This window comes from Buchnera aphidicola (Cavariella theobaldi) (assembly GCF_964059165.1).
In the GTDB taxonomy this organism is placed as follows: domain Bacteria; phylum Pseudomonadota; class Gammaproteobacteria; order Enterobacterales; family Enterobacteriaceae; genus Buchnera; species Buchnera aphidicola_BO.
Genome location: NZ_OZ060413.1, coordinates 508,044 through 521,591, shown reverse-complemented (window position 1 = coordinate 521,591; position 13,548 = coordinate 508,044). Strand labels below are relative to the sequence as shown.

Below are 13,548 nucleotides of genomic sequence, written 5' to 3'. Positions count from 1 at the left end.
TATTATAGAATATTTTTTTTTCAATAATCGGAGTGATGATGACTTTATTATTAAAGCGAATAATGTTTCTGTTTATCGTATTATATATTCCACAATCATTTTCTGGTTCATCTTCTTTATCACATACACCATTAGAAAATAATATCACAATAAATAATTTCTTTAAAAATGATGATGAAAAATTAAGTTATTCACTAGGTGTTTCATTAGGTGATTACATCAATCAATCTTTTGAAAAACAAAAACAAATCGGTATCAATATAGATAAGTTAAAACTTTTATCAGGGGTTCAAGATTTTATTTTGAATAAATTAAAATTATCTAATAATGATATTGCTTTTCATCTTCAAGAGATAGAAAAAAAAATAAAGAATTTTACACAGATACAAATTGAAAAAGAAGCTGAAAAAAATATGGTTCAGGGTCAGAACTATATGAAGAAATTTTCTGCTATTAAAGATGTTCAAAAAACATCAACAGGGCTATTATATTTAATAGAGAAACAAGGGTCTGGAATACATTTAACAAATAATACCAAAGTTACAGTACATTATAAAGCTGCTCTGGTTAACGGTGTAGAATTTTATAATTCTCATATTAAAAATGAACCGGTTTCATTTTTATTAAAAGACGTTATATTAGGTTGGCAAGAAGGTTTAAAATATGTTCAAAAAGGTGGTAAGATAAAATTAGTTGTGCCACCAAAATTAGCATACGGAATACAAGGAATGAATGGAATACCAAGAAATTCTACTATAATTTTTGAAATTGAAGTATTAAATGCGGTTAATCCAGCATAAAATTATAAATATATTATTTATTTTATAAGATATTGTATTTTATTTTTGAAATTTTTATATGTAATACAGGCGTAATATGTCTAAAATAAATTATACAATATTAGTTCATGGTGCTGCTTATGGAACACAAAATGCAAGTAGTGCATTTTTGTTCTGTAAATCTCTTCTTGCATTAAATCAAATACTACATAGTGTTTTTTTTTATTGTGATGGTGTGTATAATGCGAATAGCATGACCACTCCTGCTGTTGATGAATTTAATTTAATACAAGCATGGCAATCATTACATAAAAAATACCAAGTAAAATTATATGTATGTACAAGTGCTGCTTTAAGAAGAGGTGTAATAGAAGATGAAAGCATTTCAAAAAAAAATATTCAAAAAGGTAATTTAGCAATTTTTTTTCAATTAAGTGGACTTTTAGAATTAGCAGATTCTATGCAAAAATGTGATCGTATTATACAATTTTAATTTTAAAAAAAGCGTATATCTTTATGAAATTGATTGCTTTTGTCTTTTCTTATTCTCCACATGGTACAAGTTTTGGTAGAGAGGGGTTAGATGCTATTTTAGGTGTTTCCGCTCTTATTACTAAGATTAATGTATTTTTTATTGGAGATGGAGTGTTTCAATTAATAAAGAATCATAAAACAGAAAATATTTTAGCACGTAATTACAATTCTGCCTTTTCTATTTTATCTTTATACGATATAAACAATTTTTATTGTTGTAAAAAATCTCTAAAAGAAAGAGGCATATATGACAATATTAATTTTATATTAAAAATAAAAACTGTAGAAATAGATGTTTTACGTGTTAAATTAAACAATTGTGATGCTATTATTAATTTTTAAGGTATAAAAAATGTTACACACTTTAATACAATCTCCTTTCAAAACAAATGTTTCATTATTGCTTGATATGTTAGAGAGCCAAGATGATTTTTTAGCATTACAAGACGGAGTATTAATTGCATTAACTGATAACATTTTCTTAAAAAGAATAATATCTTCTGATTGTGCTCTCTATGTAATTAAAGAAGACGTTTATGCTCGTGGATTATATAATCATATTTCTAGTCATTTTCGATTAATAGATTATATATATTTTGTTTCATTAACAGTGAAAAACAAGCAACAGATGACGTGGTAATCAATATTTTCTCTGTCTATTTTCATAGTGATAAGTCCAATCTTAAAATTCAATATAATCAATGCTTGTCTGACTATACTGATATTTATTCAAAATAATTAATTATAAAATAGGAGTTTTTATGGCCACAATAAATCAATTGGTCCGTAAACCTCGTTCACATAAAATAGTAAAAAGTAATGTTCCTGCTCTTACTGGTAGCCCTCAAAAGCGTGGTGTTTGTATTAGAGTATATACGACTACCCCTAAAAAACCAAACTCAGCATTGCGTAAAGTATGTCGTGTAAGACTGACTAATGGATTTGAAGTTACTGCATATATTGGTGGTGAAGGGCATAATTTACAAGAGCATTCTGTTATTTTAATACGTGGTGGTCGAGTAAAAGATTTACCAGGAGTTCGTTATCATATTGTCAGAGGTGCTTTGGATTGTGCAGGAGTAAAAGAAAGAAAAAAAAGTCGTTCTAAATACGGGGTAAAAAAACCGAAAGTATAATATATGATATTTAGAATTGTTTTATGAATATTTTTTAATAATTAATATTATTTTTAGTATATTGGAGTATTTATGCCGCGTCGTCGCATTATAGGTTCTCGTAAAATTTTACCAGATCCAAAGTTTTCTTCGGAATTATTAGCAAAATTTATTAATGTGTTAATGATAGATGGAAAAAAATCTATTGCTGAATTCATTGTATATACTGCTTTAAAAAATTTATCTAAACGCACGGAAAAAAAAGAATTAGAAGCTTTTGATCTGGCTTTAGAGCATGTTCGTCCTACAGTTGAGGTCAAATCTAGACGTGTTGGTGGCTCTACTTACCAAGTTCCAGTAGAAGTTCGTCCAGTCAGAAGAAATACATTAGCTATGCGATGGATTGTAGAATCGGCCCGTAAAAGAAGTGATAAATCTATGGCATTGCGTTTATCTAATGAATTATGTGATGCTGTTGAAAACAAGGGTGCCGCAGTAAAAAAACGTGAAGAAGTACATCGTATGGCAGAAGCAAATAAAGCTTTTGCGCATTATCGTTGGTAAATGATATGAATATTTAATTATATAAGCGATTTTATAGTCTTTTGTGAGTCATTTTATTGGACTTATATAATATTACATTTTAAAAATTTCAACATAAGAGACACAGAATGGCTCGTATAACACCGATTTCGCGTTATCGCAATATTGGTATTAGTGCTCATATTGATGCTGGTAAAACAACTACTACTGAAAGAATTTTATTTTATACTGGTATTAATCATAAAATCGGCGAAGTTCATGATGGTGCCGCTACCATGGATTGGATGGAGCAAGAACAAGAAAGAGGTATTACCATTACATCCGCTGCTACTACAGCTTTTTGGAGTGGTATGGCAAAACAGTTTGAACCTCATCGTATTAATATTATTGATACACCAGGACATGTAGATTTTACTGTCGAAGTAGAGCGTTCAATGCGTGTTTTGGATGGCGCTGTTATGGTGTATTGTGCAGTAGGAGGTGTGCAACCTCAATCAGAAACAGTATGGCGTCAAGCAAATAAATATAAAGTACCTCGTATAGCTTTTGTAAATAAAATGGATCGTATGGGAGCAAATTTTTTAAAAGTTGTAGAACAGATAAAAACAAAATTAGGAGCGAATCCTGTTCCTTTACAATTAGCTATTGGTGCAGAAGAAAATTTTACTGGTGTTATAGATTTGATTAAAATGAAGGCAATTCATTGGGAAGACGCAGATCAAGGGATCAGTTTTCATTATAATAATATTCCAATCGATATGATGGAATTAGCAAAAATATGGCATCAAAAATTAATTGAATCTGCTGTAGAATCCAGTGAAGATCTTATGGATAAATATTTAAGTGGTATTGATATTAATGAATGTGAAATTAAATCTGCATTGCGTGAACGTGCTTTAAAGGATGAAATTACACTTGTGACATGCGGATCTGCTTTTAAAAATAAAGGAGTTCAGGCATTATTAGATGCTATTATTGAATTTTTACCTGCACCTAATGACGTACAAGATATTAAAGGAGTATTAAATGATAAGAATAGTACTCTTGCGATTCGGTCTTCCGATGATAGCGCACCCTTTTCAGCTTTAGCTTTCAAAATTGCCACTGATCCTTTTGTTGGAAATTTAACTTTTTTTAGAGTATATTCTGGAGTTGTAAAATCTGGTGATACCGTATTAAATTCTATTAAGTCTCAAAAAGAACGATTTGGTCGAATCGTGCAAATGCATGCAAATAAAAGAGAAGAAATTAAAGAAGTTTATTCAGGTGACATCGCTGCTGCTATTGGTTTAAAGAATGTCACAACTGGAGATACATTATGTGATTTAAATAATCCTATTATTTTGGAAAAAATGGATTTTCCAGAACCAGTTATATCTATTGCAGTCGAACCAAAAACTAAAATAGATCAAGAAAAAATGGGATTGGCATTAGGTCGTTTAGCAAAAGAAGATCCTTCTTTTAAAGTTCAAACAGATTATGAATCTAATCAAACTATTATTTCTGGCATGGGTGAGTTGCATTTAGAAATTATTATCGATCGTATGAAAAGAGAATTTAGTGTTGAAGCTAATATTGGTCAACCTCAGGTGGCATATCGTGAAACTATTTTAAACAAAGTATCAGATATTGAAGGTAAACATATTAAACAATCTGGGGGTAGAGGACAATATGGACATGTAGTCATAGAATTATTTCCACTTGAACCGGGAGGCGAAGGATATTTATTCGTCAATGATATTAAAGGTGGAGTAATACCAAATGAATACATTTCAGCGATTGATAAAGGCATTCAGGAACAATTAAAATATGGCCCTCTAGCTGGTTATCCTGTAGTAGATATTGGTATTCGTTTATATTTTGGTTCTTATCATGATGTTGATTCTTCTGAATTAGCATTTAAAATAGCGGCGTCGATAGCTTTTAAAAATGGTTTTAAAAAAGCAAAACCAATATTATTGGAACCCATTATGCAAGTGGAAGTCAACACACCAGATGACTATATGGGTGATGTAATAGGAGATTTAAATCGCCGAAGAGGCATTATTGAAGGGATGCAAGATTTAGAAATAGGTAAAATTATTAACGCACAAGTTCCTTTATCAGAAATGTTTGGTTATGCTACTGATTTAAGATCTCAAACTCAAGGTCGCGCTTCATATTCTATGGAGTTTTTAAAATATGTAGAAGCTCCATCACATATTTCCGATAATATTATTGAAAAAAGAGAGCGGTAAAAATTTTATAGTGAGCATTATATTTTAGTATTTTAATGATATACATAGGAATAATAATATGTCTAAAGAAAAATTTCAACGATTAAAACCGCATATAAACGTGGGTACTATTGGTCATGTTGATCATGGAAAAACTACATTAACAGCGGCTATTACTACTGTTTTAGCAAAAAAATATGGCGGTTCAGCGCGTGCTTTTGATCAAATAGATAATGCTCCAGAAGAAAAAGCTAGAGGTATTACAATTAATACTTCTCATGTTGAATATGATACGGCAGTCAGGCATTATGCTCATGTAGATTGTCCAGGACATGCTGATTATATCAAGAATATGATCACAGGTGCTGCTCAGATGGATGGTGCTATTTTAGTTGTGGCAGCAACTGATGGACCTATGCCGCAAACACGTGAACATATTTTATTAGGAAGACAAGTTGGAGTTCCTTATATTGTTGTATTTTTAAATAAATGTGACATGGTAGATGATGAAGAATTATTAGAATTGGTAGAAATGGAAGTAAGAGATTTATTAACACAATATGATTTTCCTGGTGACAATACTCCGATTATTAGAGGTTCAGCATTAAAAGCTTTAGAAGGGGATGCTGCATGGGAAGAGAAGATTATTGATTTAGCTAAATTTTTAGATACTTATATTCCCGAACCTGAACGAGCAATAGATCAACCTTTTTTATTGCCTATTGAAGATGTTTTTTCTATTTCTGGAAGAGGCACTGTGGTCACCGGCCGGGTAGAAAAAGGTATTATTAAAGTAGGTGAAGAAGTTGAAATTGTTGGAATTAAGAAAACTACTAAAACAACTTGTACTGGTGTTGAAATGTTTAGAAAATTGCTTGATGAAGGTCGAGCTGGAGAAAATGTAGGTGTTTTGTTAAGAGGCACTAAGCGTGATGAAATTGAAAGAGGACAAGTATTAGCTAAACCTGGCAGTATTCACCCGCATACAACATTTGAATCTGAAGTTTATGTTTTATCAAAAGAAGAAGGTGGACGCCATACTCCATTCTTTAAGGGATATCGTCCTCAATTTTATTTTAGAACTACTGATGTCACAGGCTCTATTGAATTACCAGAAGGAGTTGAAATGGTAATGCCAGGCGACAACATTAAAATGATGATTACTTTAATTAATCCTATAGCTATGGCAGAGGGATTACGATTTGCTATAAGAGAAGGTGGACGTACTGTGGGTGCGGGTGTTGTTTCTAAAGTTTTAAGTTGATTTTTATTATGATTTTTTTTATAATAGCATTAAATTGAATTTTTTGAGAAAAGAGTATATATACTCTTTTCTTAAAAAAATTAATGTAGAGTATGTCTGAAAATATTTACATGTCTTAATGTATATTTGCAAATTAAATATTGCAATAAATTTTATTTATGATTTAAATTTATTTAATATCATCAACTATGATATTACGATAAATTAATAAATTAATTTTTTTTATATTTTAAAATACTCCTAATTAAGGAGTTATAATAATTCATTATATCCACTCTATATACAAAAAAAGAGCGGGTTACATTTTTAGTGTGTATATAACTGGAGTTCTGGTCTGATGCAGAACCAAAGAATTCGTATTCGTTTAAAAGCTTTTGATCACAGGTTAATTGATCAATCTACTGCAGAAATAGTGGAAACAGCAAAAAGAACAGGCGCTCAAGTAAGAGGGCCAATTCCACTACCTACTCGTAAAGAGAAATTTACTATTCTCGTATCTCCGCATGTTAATAAAGATGCGCGTGATCAATATGAAATTCGTACGCATAAACGATTAATTGATATAGTAGAACCTACTGAAAAAACTGTTGATGCACTCATGCGTTTAGATCTTGCTGCTGGTGTAGATGTACAAATCAGCCTGGGTTAATCAGATGGATAAATGATTAAGGGGTTGAAAATGATTGGTTTAATTGGTAAAAAAATTGGTATGACTCGTATTTTCACTGTGGAAGGAATTTCTATTCCAGTAACAGTAATTGAAGTTCAAGAAAATCGAATTACTCAAATCAAAAATATGAATAATGATAAATATTGTGCCATTCAGGTAACAACAGGCATAAAAAAAACTAGTCGGTTAAAAAAACCTATATTAGGACATTTTTTAAAATCAGGTGTGTTGCCTGGACGTGGTTTATGGGAATTTAAAATAAAAGAACACGAAAAATTTACAGTTGGTCAAAAAATTAATATTGATATTTTTTCAGATATTAAAAAAGTAGATATTATTGGTACATCTAAAGGGAAAGGTTTTTGTGGTACAGTAAAGAGATGGAATTTTCGTACTCAAGATGCTACACATGGAAATTCTTTATCACATCGAGTACCAGGATCTATTGGTCAAAATCAAACGCCAGGTCGGGTATTTAAAGGTAAAAAAATGGCAGGACATTTAGGAAATACTCGTATAACCGTTCAAAGTTTAAAAATTATACGCATTGATCGAAATCGTAATTTGCTTCTAGTAAAAGGTGCTGTTCCCGGTGCTGCTGGTGGTGATCTTGTTATTAAACAAGCCATTAAGATTTGAGGGGTGAGGAATAAAGCATGGAATTAGTAGTTAAAGACGTACAGAGTGTTCTTAGTGTTTCTGAAATTACTTTTGGTCTTGATTTCAATGAACCTCTAATTCATCAAGTTGTCATTGCTTATTCAGCGTCGACTCGTCAAGGTACTCGATCTCAGAAAACTCGCGCTGAAGTGTCTGGTTCAGGTAAAAAACCATGGCGTCAAAAAGGAACTGGTCGTGCACGTGCAGGATCTATAAGAAGTCCGATTTGGCGATCTGGAGGTGTAACATTTGCCGCTAAACCTCAAGAACATAGTCAGAAAATTAATAAAAAAATGTATCGTGGTGCATTGAAAAGTATATTTTCTGAACTAATACGACAAAAAAGGTTAATAGTATTTGAAAATTTTTCATTAGAAGCACCTAAAACTAAGCTTTTAGTACGAAAATTAGAAGATTTTAAATTAAAAAATGCTTTAATAATTACATATAAACTTGATAATAATTTATTCTTGGCATCTAGAAATTTACATACTGTAGATGTTAAGGACGTACATTGTATAGATCCTTTAAGCTTAATTGCGTTCGAAAATGTTATTATAACTGTGAAAGCAGTTAAAAAGATAGAGGAAATATTATCATGATTTCTCAAGAACGTTTATTTAAAATATTAATTTCTCCCCATATATCTGAAAAATCTTCTATATTGATGGAAAAATTTAATACTGTTGTTCTCAAGGTTGCTAATAATGCTACAAAACATGAAATAAAGTACGCTGTGCAAAAATTATTTGAAATACAAGTTGATGCAATTAAAACGTTAAAGATAAAAGGAAAAACTAAACGTCAATCAAATAAAATCATCTATCGTAGTAATTGGAAAAAAGCTTATATAAAAGTTAAACACGGTCAAAATTTAGATTTTATAAGTCCTATAGAGTAAGTCGGAGGAAGAACAATGGCAATTGTTAAATGCAAACCGACATCTCCGGGTCGTCGCCACGTCATAAAAATCGTTAATAAAGAACTATATAAAGGCAAACCGTATAATTTATTATTAGATAAAAAAAATAAAAGCGGAGGACGTAATAATAACGGTCGTATTACTACTCGCCATATTGGTGGTGGGCATAAAAAAGCGTATCGTATTATAGATTTTAAACGAAATAAAGATAATATCGAAGCTATTGTAGAAAGATTAGAATATGATCCAAATCGTTCATCTAATATTGCTTTAATATTATATAAAGATGGTACAAGAAGTTATATTTTATCTCCTAAAGATTTAAAAATCGGTGATTGTGTTATGTCTGGTATACATGCACCAATTAAAATTGGTAATACTTTACCGATTAAAATGATTCCTGTAGGAATTTCTATTCATAATGTAGAAATGAGGCCGGGTAAGGGGGGGCAAATAGCTCGTTCTGCAGGTAGTTATGTTCAATTAGTAGCATGTAATGAAAATTATGCAACATTAAGATTACGTTCTGGAGAGATGCGAAAAATTGAATCTAATTGCAGAGCAACAATTGGTGAAGTTGGTAATTCTGAACATATGTTAAAAGTATTAGGAAAAGCAGGAGCAAAAAGATGGATAGGTATACGTCCTACTGTTCGAGGCACAGCCATGAATCCAGTAGATCATCCGCATGGAGGTGGTGAAGGAAGGAATTTTGGTAAACATCCAGTTACACCTTGGGGTCTTCAAACAAAAGGTAAGAAAACTCGTAAAAATAAACGCACTGAAAAATTTATTTTACGTCATCGTAAAAAATGATATCAGAGGATCATTTAATGCCACGTTCTCTTAAGAAAGGTCCTTTTATTGATGTAAGCTTATTAAATAAAGTAGAAAAAGCGATCAAAATAAATGACAAAAAAGTTTTAAAAACTTGGTCACGTCGTTCAACAATATTTCCGAATATGGTGGGTCTTACAATATCTATTCATAACGGGCGTCAACATATTCCTGTGTTTATTACTGAAGAAATGGTTGGGCATAAATTAGGTGAATTTTCTTTAACGCGTACTTATAGAGGGCATACTGCAGATAAAAAGATCAAAAAACGTTAAAAATAAGAATAAAGGGGTATTTATGGAAGCTTTAGCACAACATCGCCAAGCTCGCTCTTCTGCACAAAAAGTGCGTTTAATTGCCGATTTAATTAGAGGTAAAAAAGTACCTCAAGCTTTAAATATTTTAAATTATACCAATAAAAAAGCAGCGTATTTAGTCAAAAAAGTATTGGAATCAGCTATCGCGAATGCAGAGCATAATAACGGTATTGATATTGATGAATTAAAAATAAAAAAAATTTTTATCAATGAAGGCACAACTATGAAAAGAATGATGCCTCGTGCTAAAGGACGTGCAGATCGTGTTTTAAAAAGAACAAGCCATATCACTGTAGTTGTTTCGGATTGTTAATATTACGGAGAAGTAGTAATGGGTCAAAAAGTACATCCCAATGGTATGCGATTAGGTATAGTAAAAAAGTGGAATTCTGTTTGGTTTTCAAACAGTAAAGATTTTGCTAACTATTTAGATAGTGATTATAAAGTGCGTCAATTTTTAATGAAGGAATTAATAAAAGCATCTGTTTCTAGAATTGTTATTGAAAGGCCGTCTAAGAGTATTAGAGTAACAATTTATACATCTAGACCTGGTATTGTAATAGGAAAAAAGGGAGAAGACGTAGAAAAATTACGAACATTTATTGCTAAAATTACTGGTGTTCCAGCTCAAATTAATATTTCAGAAGTGCGAAAACCAGAATTAGATGCAAAATTAGTTTCAGATAATATTACGTCGCAATTAGAGAGAAGAGTAATGTTTCGACGTGCTATGAAAAGATCAGTACAAAATGCTATGAGACAAGGCGCTAAAGGGATTAAAGTTGAAGTCAGTGGCCGTTTAGGCGGAGCTGAAATAGCGCGTAGAGAATGGTATAGAGAAGGTAGAGTACCTTTACATACTTTGCGTGCAGATATTGATTATAGTATTTCAGAAGCTCATACAACATATGGAGTCATAGGTGTAAAAGTTTGGATTTTTAAAGGAGAAGTTTTAGGAGGTATGGCGGAAATTGAAAAATTAGATAAACCTATTGTTCAATTAAAAAAACAACATCGTAAAAATCGTAAGTAAAGAGAGGTTTTTAATGTTGCAACCAAAACGCACTAAGTTTCGTAAAATGCATAAAGGCCGAAATCGTGGATTAGCAGTGGGGAGAAGTGTTAGTTTTGGCGCTTTTGGTTTACAAGCTGTTGATAGGGGTCGTTTAACAGCGCGTCAAATTGAATCGGCTCGTAGAGCAATTACTCGATCTATGAAAAGACAAGGAAAAATTTGGATACGTGTATTTCCAGATAAACCTATCACACAAAAACCATTAGAAGTTAGAATGGGTAAAGGCAAAGGAAATGTTGAATATTGGGTAGCTTTAGTTCAGCCTGGTAAAATTCTTTATGAACTAGATGGTATTTCTGAGTTAGAATCTCGTGCTGCTTTAAAATTAGCTGCGGCAAAATTACCTATTAAAACTATCTTTGTAACTAAAATGGTGATGTGATGATAACTTTGTTAGCATTGCGTAAAAAAAATAAAAAAGAGCTTCATTCAGAACTATTACAATTGTTGCGTGAACAATTTAATCTGCGTATGCAATCTGTATCTGGAAAATTAAAAAAACCTCATTTGTTGAGAAAAGTAAGACGAAATATTGCACAAGTAAAAACATTATTAGATCAAAAAGAAGAATAAAATAATGGAAAAAATAAGAATTTTGAAAGGTTATGTTAAAAGTAATAAAATGATGAAATCTGCTGTTGTTATTATTGAAAGATTTGTAAAACATACCATGTATAAAAAATTTGTTAAGCGCACTACAAAATTTCATGTGCATGATGAAAAAAACGAATGTTCTGTTGGTGATTTAGTGGAAATTAGAGAATGTCGGCCAATATCAAAAACCAAATCTTGGGTGTTAGTTCGTATTATTGAAAAAGCTATTTTTGAGTAATATTCTAAAAAACATGAACAAGCTTAGGTCTGCTCATGTTTTCTATGCAATCGAAGATAACTAGTGTTATAATAAAATTTTTATTAGTATTTTTATATAAATTTGCGCAAGATTAATTTTTTATATAACAATCATTATCGGAATTCAAAATATGATTCAAGAACAAACTGTTTTAAATGTGGCTGATAATTCTGGTGCGCGTTACGCCATGTGTATTAAAGTATTAGGTGGTTCTCGTCGTCGATATGCTAATATTGGAGATGTTATTAAAATTACTATTAAAGAGGCTATACCAAGAGGAAAAGTAAAAAAAGGTGAAGTTCTTAAAGCAGTAGTAGTCAGAACAAAAAAAGGAGTAAGACGTTCAGATGGTTCTATTATTCGTTTTGATAACAATGCATGCGTTATATTGAATAATAACGAACAACCGATTGGCACTCGAATTTTTGGACCAGTTACTCGTGAATTAAGAACTGAAAAATTTATGAAGATTATTTCATTAGCGCCCGAAGTTCTTTAATAAGTCCATTTATTTAAAAGGATTATATATGGCAGCAAAATTACGTTCTAATGATGAAATCATTATTTTAGCAGGTAAAGATAAAGGTAAAAAAGGAATTATTAAGACTATTTTATCTTCTAAAAATTTTTTTTCTTCTAAAAAAGCTATTATCATTGGATTAAATTTAGTTAAAAAACATCAAAAACCTATTCCGTCTCAAAATAAAATTGGTGGAATTATAGAAAAAGAAGCGCCTATTCATATATCAAATATTGCTATTTTTAATCCGGAATCAAACAAGCCTGATCGCGTTGGTTTCAGGATAGAAAACGGAAAAAAAGTACGTTTTTTTAAGTCGACTAAAAAAACTATTAAATAAAAAAAGGTTTTGGAGTAATATAATGGTGACATTGTATAATTATTATAAATCAAAAGTCATACAAAAATTAATGCTTAAACTAAAATATACTTCTATAATGCAAGTGCCTACAATTGAGAAAATTACTTTAAATATGGGTGTGGGATCTGCTTCTTCTAATAAAAAAACATTGGATCATGCAATTTTAGATTTAACAGTCATTTCTGGTCAAAAACCTTTGATTACCAAAGCACGAAAATCAGTTTCGGGTTTTAAAATTCGACAAGGTTATCCTATTGGTTGTAAAGTAACTTTACGAGGTCAAAGAAAATGGGATTTTTTTGAGCGTTTAATTATTATTGCTATACCACGCATACGTGATTTTCGTGGTCTTTCAAAAAACTCTTTTGATGGTCAGGGTAATTATAGTATTGGTATTCGAGAACAAATTATTTTTCCGGAAATTGATTATGACAAAATTGATCGAGTGCGTGGTTTAGATGTAACTATTACTACTACTGCAACATCTGACCAAGAAGGTTATGAGTTATTATCTTCTTTTAATTTTCCTTTTCGTAAGCAATGAAGGTTTTAAACAATGGCTAAAGAATCTATGAAAGCGAGAGAAAAAAAACGTATAATATTGTCTAATAAGTTTTATACTCAACGTATGGAATTAAAAAACATTATTTCTAATGTTTCTTTACCAGAAAAAGATCGATGGAATGCCGTCTTAAAGTTACAAACGTTTCCTCGTGATTCTAGTCCTTCACGTCAAAGAAATAGATGTAGACAAACTGGTCGTCCGCATGCTTTTTTACGGAAGTTTGGATTAAGTCGTATTAAAGTTAGAGAGGCTGCTATGAAAGGTGAAATTCCAGGTTTAAAAAAATCTAGTTGGTAAAAATTGTATTTTAAGGAGTT

General features: G+C 31.1%; 23 protein-coding genes. All 23 read left to right on the top strand.

Annotated elements, in window-relative coordinates:
- Window positions 1-62: 62 nt before the first annotated feature.
- The 23 genes from fkpA to rpsN all read left to right on the top strand — a co-directional run bounded on the left by fkpA (window position 63) and on the right by rpsN (window position 13,528).
- On the top strand, window positions 63-800 hold the full coding sequence (gene fkpA, locus AB4W59_RS02390) for an FKBP-type peptidyl-prolyl cis-trans isomerase (protein ID WP_367673053.1): 738 nt from the start codon (window positions 63-65) through the stop codon (window positions 798-800).
- Between the two features lie 85 nt (window positions 801-885).
- Window positions 886-1,272, top strand: coding sequence for a sulfurtransferase complex subunit TusD (gene tusD / locus AB4W59_RS02385; RefSeq protein WP_367673349.1), 387 nt, complete (start codon window positions 886-888; stop codon window positions 1,270-1,272).
- 23 nt (window positions 1,273-1,295) lie between these two features.
- Window positions 1,296-1,655 (top strand): sulfurtransferase complex subunit TusC, encoded by a 360-nt coding sequence (gene tusC / locus AB4W59_RS02380; protein ID WP_367673052.1) that lies wholly within the window; start codon window positions 1,296-1,298, stop codon window positions 1,653-1,655.
- Between the two features lie 10 nt (window positions 1,656-1,665).
- Window positions 1,666-1,953, top strand: a complete 288-nt coding sequence (tusB, locus tag AB4W59_RS02375; protein WP_367673051.1) for a sulfurtransferase complex subunit TusB — start codon at window positions 1,666-1,668, stop codon at window positions 1,951-1,953.
- A 121-nt stretch (window positions 1,954-2,074) separates the two neighbouring features.
- The gene (rpsL, locus tag AB4W59_RS02370) at window positions 2,075-2,449 is read left to right on the top strand and encodes a 30S ribosomal protein S12 (protein WP_367673050.1); all 375 of its coding nucleotides are present in this window, start codon (window positions 2,075-2,077) and stop codon (window positions 2,447-2,449) included.
- Between the two features lie 72 nt (window positions 2,450-2,521).
- Window positions 2,522-2,992, top strand: a complete 471-nt coding sequence (gene rpsG, locus AB4W59_RS02365; RefSeq protein ID WP_367673049.1) for a 30S ribosomal protein S7 — start codon at window positions 2,522-2,524, stop codon at window positions 2,990-2,992.
- Between the two features lie 107 nt (window positions 2,993-3,099).
- On the top strand, window positions 3,100-5,208 hold the full coding sequence (gene fusA / locus AB4W59_RS02360; protein ID WP_367673048.1) for an elongation factor G: 2,109 nt from the start codon (window positions 3,100-3,102) through the stop codon (window positions 5,206-5,208).
- Between the two features lie 58 nt (window positions 5,209-5,266).
- Window positions 5,267-6,451, top strand: a complete 1,185-nt coding sequence (gene tuf / locus AB4W59_RS02355; RefSeq protein WP_367673047.1) for an elongation factor Tu — start codon at window positions 5,267-5,269, stop codon at window positions 6,449-6,451.
- A 337-nt stretch (window positions 6,452-6,788) separates the two neighbouring features.
- Window positions 6,789-7,100, top strand: coding sequence for a 30S ribosomal protein S10 (rpsJ, locus tag AB4W59_RS02350; protein WP_367673046.1), 312 nt, complete (start codon window positions 6,789-6,791; stop codon window positions 7,098-7,100).
- Between the two features lie 30 nt (window positions 7,101-7,130).
- Window positions 7,131-7,760, top strand: a complete 630-nt coding sequence (rplC, locus tag AB4W59_RS02345) for a 50S ribosomal protein L3 (protein ID WP_367673348.1) — start codon at window positions 7,131-7,133, stop codon at window positions 7,758-7,760.
- A gap of 17 nt (window positions 7,761-7,777) precedes the next feature.
- Entirely contained in the window at window positions 7,778-8,383 is a 606-nt protein-coding gene (rplD, locus tag AB4W59_RS02340) for a 50S ribosomal protein L4 (protein WP_367673045.1), read from the top strand.
- Window positions 8,380-8,682, top strand: a complete 303-nt coding sequence (gene rplW, locus AB4W59_RS02335) for a 50S ribosomal protein L23 (protein ID WP_367673044.1) — start codon at window positions 8,380-8,382, stop codon at window positions 8,680-8,682. Before rplD ends, rplW begins: the two co-directional genes overlap by 4 nt.
- Before the next feature lie 15 nt (window positions 8,683-8,697).
- On the top strand, window positions 8,698-9,519 hold the full coding sequence (gene rplB, locus AB4W59_RS02330; RefSeq protein ID WP_367673043.1) for a 50S ribosomal protein L2: 822 nt from the start codon (window positions 8,698-8,700) through the stop codon (window positions 9,517-9,519).
- 17 nt (window positions 9,520-9,536) lie between these two features.
- A complete protein-coding gene (gene rpsS, locus AB4W59_RS02325; RefSeq protein WP_367673042.1) occupies window positions 9,537-9,815 on the top strand; it encodes a 30S ribosomal protein S19 in 279 nt (92 codons plus the stop codon).
- A gap of 22 nt (window positions 9,816-9,837) precedes the next feature.
- The gene (gene rplV / locus AB4W59_RS02320) at window positions 9,838-10,170 is read left to right on the top strand and encodes a 50S ribosomal protein L22 (protein WP_367673041.1); all 333 of its coding nucleotides are present in this window, start codon (window positions 9,838-9,840) and stop codon (window positions 10,168-10,170) included.
- A gap of 18 nt (window positions 10,171-10,188) precedes the next feature.
- Window positions 10,189-10,890, top strand: coding sequence for a 30S ribosomal protein S3 (gene rpsC / locus AB4W59_RS02315; protein WP_367673040.1), 702 nt, complete (start codon window positions 10,189-10,191; stop codon window positions 10,888-10,890).
- A gap of 13 nt (window positions 10,891-10,903) precedes the next feature.
- Entirely contained in the window at window positions 10,904-11,314 is a 411-nt protein-coding gene (gene rplP, locus AB4W59_RS02310) for a 50S ribosomal protein L16 (RefSeq protein ID WP_367673039.1), read from the top strand.
- Window positions 11,314-11,505 carry a 50S ribosomal protein L29 gene (rpmC, locus tag AB4W59_RS02305; protein ID WP_367673038.1) on the top strand — a complete coding sequence of 64 codons (192 nt, stop codon included), beginning with the start codon at window positions 11,314-11,316 and terminating at the stop codon, window positions 11,503-11,505. The genes rplP and rpmC overlap by 1 nt, the downstream gene beginning before the upstream one ends.
- A 1-nt stretch (window position 11,506) precedes the next feature.
- Complete coding sequence (gene rpsQ / locus AB4W59_RS02300) at window positions 11,507-11,764, top strand: 30S ribosomal protein S17 (protein ID WP_367673347.1); 258 nt, start codon at window positions 11,507-11,509, stop codon at window positions 11,762-11,764.
- A 151-nt stretch (window positions 11,765-11,915) separates the two neighbouring features.
- A complete protein-coding gene (rplN, locus tag AB4W59_RS02295) occupies window positions 11,916-12,284 on the top strand; it encodes a 50S ribosomal protein L14 (RefSeq protein WP_367673037.1) in 369 nt (122 codons plus the stop codon).
- A 28-nt stretch (window positions 12,285-12,312) separates the two neighbouring features.
- Complete coding sequence (gene rplX / locus AB4W59_RS02290; protein ID WP_367673036.1) at window positions 12,313-12,645, top strand: 50S ribosomal protein L24; 333 nt, start codon at window positions 12,313-12,315, stop codon at window positions 12,643-12,645.
- Window positions 12,646-12,667: 22 nt separating this feature from the next.
- Window positions 12,668-13,210, top strand: a complete 543-nt coding sequence (rplE, locus tag AB4W59_RS02285; protein WP_367673035.1) for a 50S ribosomal protein L5 — start codon at window positions 12,668-12,670, stop codon at window positions 13,208-13,210.
- 12 nt (window positions 13,211-13,222) lie between these two features.
- Window positions 13,223-13,528, top strand: coding sequence for a 30S ribosomal protein S14 (rpsN, locus tag AB4W59_RS02280; RefSeq protein WP_367673034.1), 306 nt, complete (start codon window positions 13,223-13,225; stop codon window positions 13,526-13,528).
- Window positions 13,529-13,548: the final 20 nt, after the last annotated feature.

What these genes read in the sequence shown, in the direction of transcription:
- rpsN (WP_367673034.1), top strand. Translation starts at nt 13,223, where the DNA reads ATGGCTAAAGAATCTATGAAAGCGAGAGAAAAAAAACGTATAATATTG.
- tusC (WP_367673052.1), top strand. Translation starts at nt 1,296, where the DNA reads ATGAAATTGATTGCTTTTGTCTTTTCTTATTCTCCACATGGTACAAGT.
- fusA (WP_367673048.1), top strand. Translation starts at nt 3,100, where the DNA reads ATGGCTCGTATAACACCGATTTCGCGTTATCGCAATATTGGTATTAGT.
- tusB (WP_367673051.1), top strand. Translation starts at nt 1,666, where the DNA reads ATGTTACACACTTTAATACAATCTCCTTTCAAAACAAATGTTTCATTA.
- rplN (WP_367673037.1), top strand. Translation starts at nt 11,916, where the DNA reads ATGATTCAAGAACAAACTGTTTTAAATGTGGCTGATAATTCTGGTGCG.
- rpsC (WP_367673040.1), top strand. Translation starts at nt 10,189, where the DNA reads ATGGGTCAAAAAGTACATCCCAATGGTATGCGATTAGGTATAGTAAAA.
- rplV (WP_367673041.1), top strand. Translation starts at nt 9,838, where the DNA reads ATGGAAGCTTTAGCACAACATCGCCAAGCTCGCTCTTCTGCACAAAAA.
- rplC (WP_367673348.1), top strand. Translation starts at nt 7,131, where the DNA reads ATGATTGGTTTAATTGGTAAAAAAATTGGTATGACTCGTATTTTCACT.
- rplW (WP_367673044.1), top strand. Translation starts at nt 8,380, where the DNA reads ATGATTTCTCAAGAACGTTTATTTAAAATATTAATTTCTCCCCATATA.
- fkpA (WP_367673053.1), top strand. Translation starts at nt 63, where the DNA reads ATGTTTCTGTTTATCGTATTATATATTCCACAATCATTTTCTGGTTCA.
- rpsJ (WP_367673046.1), top strand. Translation starts at nt 6,789, where the DNA reads ATGCAGAACCAAAGAATTCGTATTCGTTTAAAAGCTTTTGATCACAGG.
- rplB (WP_367673043.1), top strand. Translation starts at nt 8,698, where the DNA reads ATGGCAATTGTTAAATGCAAACCGACATCTCCGGGTCGTCGCCACGTC.
- rplX (WP_367673036.1), top strand. Translation starts at nt 12,313, where the DNA reads ATGGCAGCAAAATTACGTTCTAATGATGAAATCATTATTTTAGCAGGT.
- tuf (WP_367673047.1), top strand. Translation starts at nt 5,267, where the DNA reads ATGTCTAAAGAAAAATTTCAACGATTAAAACCGCATATAAACGTGGGT.
- rplP (WP_367673039.1), top strand. Translation starts at nt 10,904, where the DNA reads ATGTTGCAACCAAAACGCACTAAGTTTCGTAAAATGCATAAAGGCCGA.
- rpmC (WP_367673038.1), top strand. Translation starts at nt 11,314, where the DNA reads ATGATAACTTTGTTAGCATTGCGTAAAAAAAATAAAAAAGAGCTTCAT.
- rpsG (WP_367673049.1), top strand. Translation starts at nt 2,522, where the DNA reads ATGCCGCGTCGTCGCATTATAGGTTCTCGTAAAATTTTACCAGATCCA.
- rplD (WP_367673045.1), top strand. Translation starts at nt 7,778, where the DNA reads ATGGAATTAGTAGTTAAAGACGTACAGAGTGTTCTTAGTGTTTCTGAA.
- rplE (WP_367673035.1), top strand. Translation starts at nt 12,668, where the DNA reads ATGGTGACATTGTATAATTATTATAAATCAAAAGTCATACAAAAATTA.
- rpsS (WP_367673042.1), top strand. Translation starts at nt 9,537, where the DNA reads ATGCCACGTTCTCTTAAGAAAGGTCCTTTTATTGATGTAAGCTTATTA.
- rpsL (WP_367673050.1), top strand. Translation starts at nt 2,075, where the DNA reads ATGGCCACAATAAATCAATTGGTCCGTAAACCTCGTTCACATAAAATA.